This window comes from Bacillus sp. AFS017336 (assembly GCF_002555445.1).
Taxonomy (GTDB): Bacteria; Bacillota; Bacilli; order Bacillales; family Bacillaceae_G; genus Gottfriedia.
In genome coordinates this window covers 135,971-143,847 of sequence record NZ_NUCO01000010.1, presented here as the reverse complement: position 1 = coordinate 143,847, position 7,877 = coordinate 135,971, and the positions used below count along the sequence as shown (strand labels likewise).

General features: G+C 33.3%; 8 protein-coding genes. 4 read left to right on the top strand and 4 right to left on the bottom strand.

What is annotated here, in order from left to right; all coding sequences use genetic code 11:
• Positions 1–447 (top strand): InlB B-repeat-containing protein (locus CN601_RS04980; protein ID WP_179865440.1); only part of this gene is annotated, 447 nt, incomplete at its 5' end.
• A 229-nt stretch (positions 448–676) separates the two neighbouring features.
• Here CN601_RS04980 and CN601_RS04975 read toward each other — a convergent pair.
• The 3 genes from CN601_RS04975 to CN601_RS04965 form a co-directional block, all read right to left on the bottom strand.
• The gene (locus tag CN601_RS04975) at positions 677–1,258 is read right to left on the bottom strand and encodes a VanZ family protein (RefSeq protein ID WP_098170316.1); all 582 of its coding nucleotides are present in this window, start codon (positions 1,256–1,258) and stop codon (positions 677–679) included.
• 3 nt (positions 1,259–1,261) lie between these two features.
• Entirely contained in the window at positions 1,262–1,669 is a 408-nt protein-coding gene (locus tag CN601_RS04970) for a hypothetical protein (protein ID WP_098170315.1), read from the bottom strand.
• 517 nt (positions 1,670–2,186) lie between these two features.
• On the bottom strand, positions 2,187–3,593 hold the full coding sequence (locus tag CN601_RS04965; protein WP_098170314.1) for a C69 family dipeptidase: 1,407 nt from the start codon (positions 3,591–3,593) through the stop codon (positions 2,187–2,189).
• Between the two features lie 356 nt (positions 3,594–3,949).
• On the opposite strand from CN601_RS04965, the gene CN601_RS04960 reads away from it, so the two are divergent.
• The 3 genes from CN601_RS04960 (at position 3,950) to CN601_RS04950 (ending at position 6,787) form a co-directional block, all read left to right on the top strand.
• Positions 3,950–4,780: an alpha/beta hydrolase gene (locus CN601_RS04960; RefSeq protein WP_098170313.1), complete on the top strand. Its 831-nt coding sequence runs from the start codon at positions 3,950–3,952 to the stop codon at positions 4,778–4,780.
• A 61-nt stretch (positions 4,781–4,841) separates the two neighbouring features.
• Positions 4,842–6,029 carry an ATP-grasp domain-containing protein gene (locus CN601_RS04955; protein ID WP_098170312.1) on the top strand — a complete coding sequence of 396 codons (1,188 nt, stop codon included), beginning with the start codon at positions 4,842–4,844 and terminating at the stop codon, positions 6,027–6,029.
• Positions 6,030–6,094: 65 nt separating this feature from the next.
• Entirely contained in the window at positions 6,095–6,787 is a 693-nt protein-coding gene (locus CN601_RS04950; RefSeq protein WP_257131612.1) for an esterase family protein, read from the top strand.
• Between the two features lie 161 nt (positions 6,788–6,948).
• Here CN601_RS04950 and CN601_RS04945 read toward each other — a convergent pair whose 3' ends face one another.
• Positions 6,949–7,857, bottom strand: coding sequence for a LysR family transcriptional regulator (locus CN601_RS04945; protein ID WP_098170310.1), 909 nt, complete (start codon positions 7,855–7,857; stop codon positions 6,949–6,951).
• Positions 7,858–7,877: the final 20 nt, after the last annotated feature.

Sequence of the window (7,877 nt, the reverse complement as noted above, 5' to 3'; positions counted from 1 at the left end):
GCTTCAAAAACAGCAATTTATAATGCAACAATTAGCCAACCGAAATCTCCGACTAGAAAAGGATATGTATTCCTTGGATGGTACAAAGATGCAACAGGAAAAGTAGCTTGGAACTTTGCGAAGGATCATGTTACAGCAAACACAACAATTTACGCAAAATGGGTAGCTATTCCAGCTAAACCATCAAATGCGAAATTAACGAAGTCTGGAAAAGACTCTGTGAAACTAGCATGGTCAAAAGCTTCAGGTGCAACGGGATATGAAATTGTAAGAGCAACTTCAAAAACAGGAACATACTCTCACCTAAGTAGTGTGACAACAACGAATTATACAAACAAAGGATTAAGTAAAGGTAAAACTTACTACTACAAAATCCGTTCTTACAAGATGGTTGGAGCACAAAAAGTTTATGGTGATTGGACAAGCGTTATTTCTATTAAAATGTAATAATACTTTTTTAGTACAATCTTCCCTATAAAAATATAGAAAGCCACAAGGTAATTAATTTTCCTTGTGGCTTTTTTAGTTATCTCTCTTGTTCTCTAATTATTTAATGAATAACGCAATTTCATTTGTGCAGAGCCTAAACCTACCATGTTTCCTAAGAGCTTTAATATAAATCCATTAATTATTTCAAAGAATTTTTCTGAAAATACTTGAAATGATATTTTTCTGTTTATAAGTAACTGTTTTGAGATAGGGTTTTCTTTGGGGTTAAATACCATGCTGAGTATACTTTCGAAATAAGCCAACCTAACAATATACCAATCATGTTTAATATTACATCATCGATATCCATAACTTTATTAGGATATTTGGTAGAATAATTGATTAATAGCTGAATCAACTCGATTGAGATCGTCAAGGTAAGTCCAAAAATAAAGTTTTTATAAAAAGGTAGGTTTTTACTTTTTAGTACTACAAATAGTAATGGTATTGGTAGCAATAAAGCAATGTTACCTATTATTTGAATCCATAAGTCATATTTGATTGAATCAAATATGGTGTGAAAAGGTACGAATTGATACAATAAATCACTTCTAAATATTTCAGGGTTATGTTTAAAACGATATGAAAATGGAAAAAAAACTACTTTTATTAATGATAACCAATAGAACAACCATGTACAAAAATGAAATAACCTTATAGGAGTAAAATTCTTCCTGATAAAAATTACATTTATAAAATAAAGCAGTAATGCTAAAAAATATACAAGTAAAAATTCAAAAAGATCCAGTGTCGCTGTAAATCCTATCATAACTTAAAACTTCCACGAAATATTTGTTTTGCCTTCCATACGTTCATCCGTATAATTTCGATAATAAATGTAATACTTTCCATCAGTTTCATTGGTAAGAGTTCGTTTTCCTCCAGTAACTGAAGATACATTACTAGTGTCATATTCAGGATCGATTCCAAAAACATCTTTTTTCAAAATTAACTCAATAGAAGCTTCTTTTTTATGTTCAGGATATAACCAAACACCTTGTGTTGGAGTTACTGAAACAACAAAAGTAGGTTTTTTGCCTACATCAAACCTCTTACTTTCAACGCCACCCTTCATACTATAGGTGGAAGTGTATGTACCACTTGCTGCAAAAGCTGTTCCACACATAAGCAACGTTGAAGAAATTGTACCAATAGAAAAAACTTTTTTAATAGTATTCAATGTATATCCTCCTTAATATTGTTAGTATAGAAGTGCTTCAAATATTTTATCGGAGGTATTTGAAAGTATGTTAGTAATCATATATGGCAAAACAGTGAATTAAATTATTTAGGGTTTTTATCTGTTTAATAAATAGAATTTTCAAAATAAAGTTTTATTAAATTGAGCAGAAAACTTTATTGATATAAAGTAGTAAAATTAAGTATTCAGTAAACTGAAAAGATATTGATAAATAGGAGTGGTTTACCCACTCCTATTTTATTTAAAATAATTATGTCATTTCAGTTAATCTAGGTCTCTTTCATCATTTTAATTATTTTTCAATATAAAAATATGAATACGTCACTTTTTTATAAAAGTGTTTAATACTAAATTAAGAATTTTTTAACAAAGAAATTTTTTAAGAACCTTTTCTATATGAAATATCAATTTTTGAAATTCGATGTTTTGCAAGCAGAGAGAAAGCCACAAGGAAATTAATTTTCCTTGTGGCTTTTTTAGTAATATCTTTTGTTCTCTAGTCATTTAATGAATAACGCAATTTCATTTGTGCAGAGCCTAAACCTACCATGTTTCCTAAGAGCTTTAAAGTATTATTTAGAGAAAGCTCGGCCATTTGTTCATTAGTGCCTTCTAAATAGGTAAGGATATCTTTCCGATTAATAACCTCTTGATCTGCTCTTATCTGGATTGCACGACAAGCAGCAACAGTGTTTTGTTCGAAACTAGCTTCAAGGTCACTGTATAAGTCATAATTAGCGTCTCCGATAAGCGCAATTGTTCTACTTAACCAATAGATCGTATTTGGATCAAAAGTTTCTGTCGTATTATGATAACAAGCAGGTGTAGTGGAAACATTCGCATAAAAAGGAATCATAGCATTGAACGTATTAGGACCGAAAGCTAGCCAATGAACTCCTGCGATTTCTTCCGGCACATCATTTCGAATTTGCAAAATATGTGTTCCTTGGTTTCGATTGATTCCAATTGGACGAAATAAGTGTTTTTCAGCTTCATTCCCTTTGCCATAAGGATCAAATTGAGTGTTTTGAAAATGTGAACTTAGTGCCCACTTGATATCTTCTACAGAAATTTTGCGGTTCGCACGACAAATAAAAGGTAAGTCATGATCTGTAGGAGATTTTTCAATCTCTGGATTGAAGTGTTTTTGGATATACCAAGCTCTAGGGTTATTATATCGAGTGTCTTTAATTGTAGCACTGCCAAAAATATGTCGTAAATTCACTTGATTAAAATCAGGATTTAAATGATATTTTTCAATAAGTTCTGGTAAATCGGCTGAATATAGAGTATCTGTAGAATCAAAGTCAAAATGATCAATATTAAAACGATTTGGTGCAATAACGTAAGCGTCATCTGGTATTCGTATTGCTGCCCAATGATGTCCTCCAATTGTTTCTAAATACCAAATTTCATCTTTGTCAGCAAAAGCAATACCATTTGACTCATATGTTCCATATCTTTCTAATAATTCTCCTAAACGAATTACACCTTCTTTAGCAGAATGAATATATGGTAAAACAATCGTCAAAATATCAGCTTCTCCAATTCCGCCTTTTACTAACGGATCAATCCCCAAAATACGAGCATTCGTAGTAATCGTTTCAGTAGCAGTCATTGCGACGTTATTACTATTGATTCCACCACCTGCCCAAATTCCATAAGCATCGTTAGCATCTGGAGTTGACGTGTAACGTAGTGGATTGTCAGGTAGTGGTATTTCCACACCACTAACAACTGAATGGAAGACTTTCGGTTGATCTTCTGGATTAATCACTACAAATCTTTGTGGGTTTAATGATTCACCACTTCCATCTTCATTTCGTGCAATTAGGGTGGACCCATCAATTGATGCCTTTTTTCCAACCAAGATAGTGGTACATGATCCGATTTTCCTTTTCATTTTGCATTCCTCATTTTTTCTTATTTTAAAGTACAGTATAGAAACTAGTTAACTCATTTCACAGAAATTTCCGTTCTCACTAAAATAGATAAGTAGTTTATTGATCTATTTAAAATCATTTGTTACGGACAAATGAAATAAATCCTTTACGGTCATCATAAAAATCATCCTAATTCATAAAAGATAATCTGATTATAAAGTATTTATTTATTAAAACATACTTCTAGAGCTAACTAGCATGATTTTTCAAGAAGGAATCTAATTTATTTTCGTTGAATTAGTTACAAATTGCATTTATAGACCGAGATTTTAATTGGCCAATAATTAATGTAATTTCAAAGGAGCGAGGATATTAAATGAATCAATCCTATTTTTATTTAAAGCTAGAAACACATGAATTGCACATGTCTTATAAAAATGAAAAACGTCGTGTGCGTGTTTTATTGCCGAAAAATTATGATAAGGATGAGGCAGAAAGTTACCCAGTTGTCTATATGCATGATGGACAAAATATTTTCTACAGCAGTGAATCTTATAGTGGATATTCATGGAAAGTTATTCCGGCAATTAAACTGAATCCCGATTTACCAAGGATGATTGTTGTTGGTATCAATAACGCTGAAAATGATCGAATTAATGAATATACGCCTTGGAAAATTACTGAAAGTCCACTTCCTGAAGATATTGAATTAGGCGGAAAAGGCGTGGAGTTTGCTAAGTTCGTCATGACAGTCGTGAAGCCGTTTATCGATCAGCAATATCGAACTAAATCGGATAAATACCATACAGCGATGATTGGCAGTTCACTTGGAGGAAATATTTCGTCTTTTATGGGGATTGAATATAAAAATCAAATTGGTTGTTTAGGCATTTTTTCTTTAGCCAATTGGATTACAAGTAAAGCCTTTGACAGTTATCTTGCTAGTGAAGAGTTGGATCCCGATCAACGCGTGTACATTCAAGTTGGGACTCAAGAAGGTGATGACACCGATCGGAAATTGATGTATGGCAATATGAAACAAGCATATATCGATTGCTCGCTTAAGTATTATAAACAACTAATAAAAGGTTCTATTCCGATTGATAATATTTGTTTAAATATTTTTGCGGATGAAGAACATGATGAAAAAGCTTGGGCAAAACACTTGCCAGAATGTTTACGTTTCTTAAGTGAAAAGTGGTCTTGAATGAACGTTTACCTCAGCTATTAAACATTTAAATTTTTTATATTGTGAGAGGAGCTTTTTAATGAATTATATTTTGATATCACCTTATTATCCAAGTAATTTTCAGGCATTTGCTCATCGATTAAAAGACGAAGGGGTCAATGTTTTAGGAATTGGCGAAGAGTTATATGACCAATTAGGTTCCAAATTGCAAAACTCTCTAACAGAATATTATCGTGTGAATAATTTAGAAGATATAGATGAAGTGAAACGTGCTGTTGCATTTTTATTTTATAAACACGGTCCAATTGATCGCATTGAATCCAATAACGAGCACTGGCTAGAACTTGATGCGCAGTTACGTGAGCAATTTAATGTGTATGGGAATAAAACGAGTGACTTGAAAAAAGTTAAATATAAATCTGAAATGAAGAAGCTGTTTAAAAAAGCAGGTGTGCCTGTTGTAGATGGGAAAATCGTTAAAACTAAAAAGGATTTATCTAAAGCCATTGATCAATTAGGTTTGCCAGTTATTGCTAAACCAGATAATGGAGTTGGAACGGCTGCAACCTTTAAATTATGTTCAGAAGAGGCAGTGCGTCAATTTGAAGAAGAATGGAGCGAAGAACAGGTCTACTTCTTAGAACCTTATGTTGAAGGAGGCGTGCTTTGTACATTTGATGGTTTGGTGGATCAGAAAGGGAAAATTGTTTTCCAAACGAGCTTTACATATAATGTGCCAACTCTGGAACTTGTTAAGGATCAGTTGGATTTAGCTTACGTGATTCAAAAAGAAATTGATCCAAAGCTTGAAACTTATGGAAAGGCGATTGTAGAAGCTTTTGGGATGAAAGAACGCTTTTTCCATATTGAGTTTTTTAAATTAGAAGATGGAAGTTATGTTGCACTTGAATATAATAACCGCTTAGCTGGCGGTTACACGATCGATATGTACAATTTCGCGTACTCCATCGATTTGTTTGCTCAGTATGCCTCTATTGTGACAGGAGGAGAATTTAAGGAGCCAGATGCCGAAAACCAGTTTTGTATAGGTGTAACACAGCGCGATGCTTATGAATATAAACATGATACGGATGCTATTTATGAACGATTTGGTGACCGTGTGAAGTTTGAACAGCGTATACCAGAAGCGTTTGCCCACCTGCAAGGAAATCAATTTTATGCGATTAATGCAGATTCCCAGGAAGAAGTCGATGACATTATCGGTTTTGTACATGAACGAACAAAAAACAAACTTGTAAACGTATAGAGATAGGAGATTTTTCGATGCATATTGAACAGTTAACCCATTGGAGTGGCGAATTAGGACGTGAAATGCCGTTGAACAGATATGGACACAGTGGCATGCCAATCTTAGTTTTTCCTTCATCCGGAGGGACGCATTTTGAATACAATAATTTTGGAATGATTGATGTATGTCAGGAATATATTGAATCCGGAAAAGTTCAGTTTTTTACATTGGCTAGTGTTGATAGCGAAAGTTGGCTACACGACTCAAAATCGGTGCATGACCGTGCATTAGCTCATGAAGCGTATGATCGTTATGTGATTTCAGAAGCAATTCCATTTATTAAACATAAAACAGATTGGTTTGATCCAATGATGACAACGGGTTGTAGTATGGGAGCATATCATGCGTTGAACTTTTTCTTAAGACATCCGGATGTCTTCCAAACAACCGTTGCACTTAGCGGTGTTTACGATGTGCGTTTCTTTTTTGGGGATTACGGAAATGATCCACTTGTATATGAAAATTCACCGAGTGATTACATATGGCATCAAAATGACGGCTGGTTTATTGATCGATATCGTTCAGCAGATATCATTATTTGTACCGGGAGGGGAGATTGGGAACAGGATGGTCTGCCCTCATACTTTACATTAAAAGAAGCCTTTGAAGAAAAACAAATTAAAGCATGGTTTGATGAGTGGGGCGAAGATGTTTCACATGATTGGGTGTGGTGGCGACGCCAAATGCCTTATTATTTAGGGGAATTATTTAAATAAATTTTGAACACACATCGTTGCCGGTCAAGGAATTAAGAGTAGCAATTAAATAGTCTCTTTTGCTAAATTGCTAATAAAAAGTAGTTATAAAAAATAGTCCATCGAATCTAAATGATTTGATGGACTATTTTTTATTATTACTAGAATATGTGAGTTGTTTTTTAACTTATATAGTATTGTAATTCAGATTTAATGAAATGGATTAAGTGTTTCTCCATTTTTGAAGGAGCACGGTTCTTTGTATGAATAATTCCAAGAGTAGCATTTATAGGTTCATAATTAATCAGGTCGATTTCAACGATCTTGTTGTCCATAACATATGGGTTATTTTTAGTTGCGAAATCTGGGGCAAAGGTAATAGCAAATCCTTCGGAGACTAAGCGAGATAATTCTTCCGTTTGATTTGATGAAAAAAGAATATTCATTTTTCCAAATTTCAGCTGGAAATTATTAATAAACCACTTAATATAATCTCCATTGTATAATACTACTGCTTGCTGAAGGATTTCCTCTGGTGTGATCTTTTTCTTTTGAGCAAAAGGTGAATCATTACTTACGTAAACTTTTAACTTTCCCTCAAGAATACTTTCGAAATTTAAAAGTTCAATATTTTTCAAAAGATCGTCATACATGCATATAAGTCCGACTTCGGCTTTATTTTGTTGAATCGCATCAACAGTACGTTCAGTCATATTTTCTGAGATTTCAATCGTTAAATTTGAATATAAAGTCTTAAATTCCATTAAAGGCTTTAATAAATAAGGAATGAGAGCAGGTATGGTTGAGACCCTCAGATTTCCAGAGTGAATTTCTAATATTTTTCTAGCCTCATCAATCATCTCTTCATATTTTAACAATACCGCATTTGCTTTTTTTATTATTCGAGTTCCTTCACTTGATAGAACAACCCCATAACGAGATCGCTCGAATATTTTAACACCTAACTCATCTTCTATTTTTTTTATATCTTGACTGATACCAGATTGGCTTATATGAAGATTCTGGCCAGCTATTGAAACAGAACCAGTCCTCGCGACTTCGCAAAGAACCTTTAGTTTTTGTATGTGCATATGATGACCACCTTTTATAA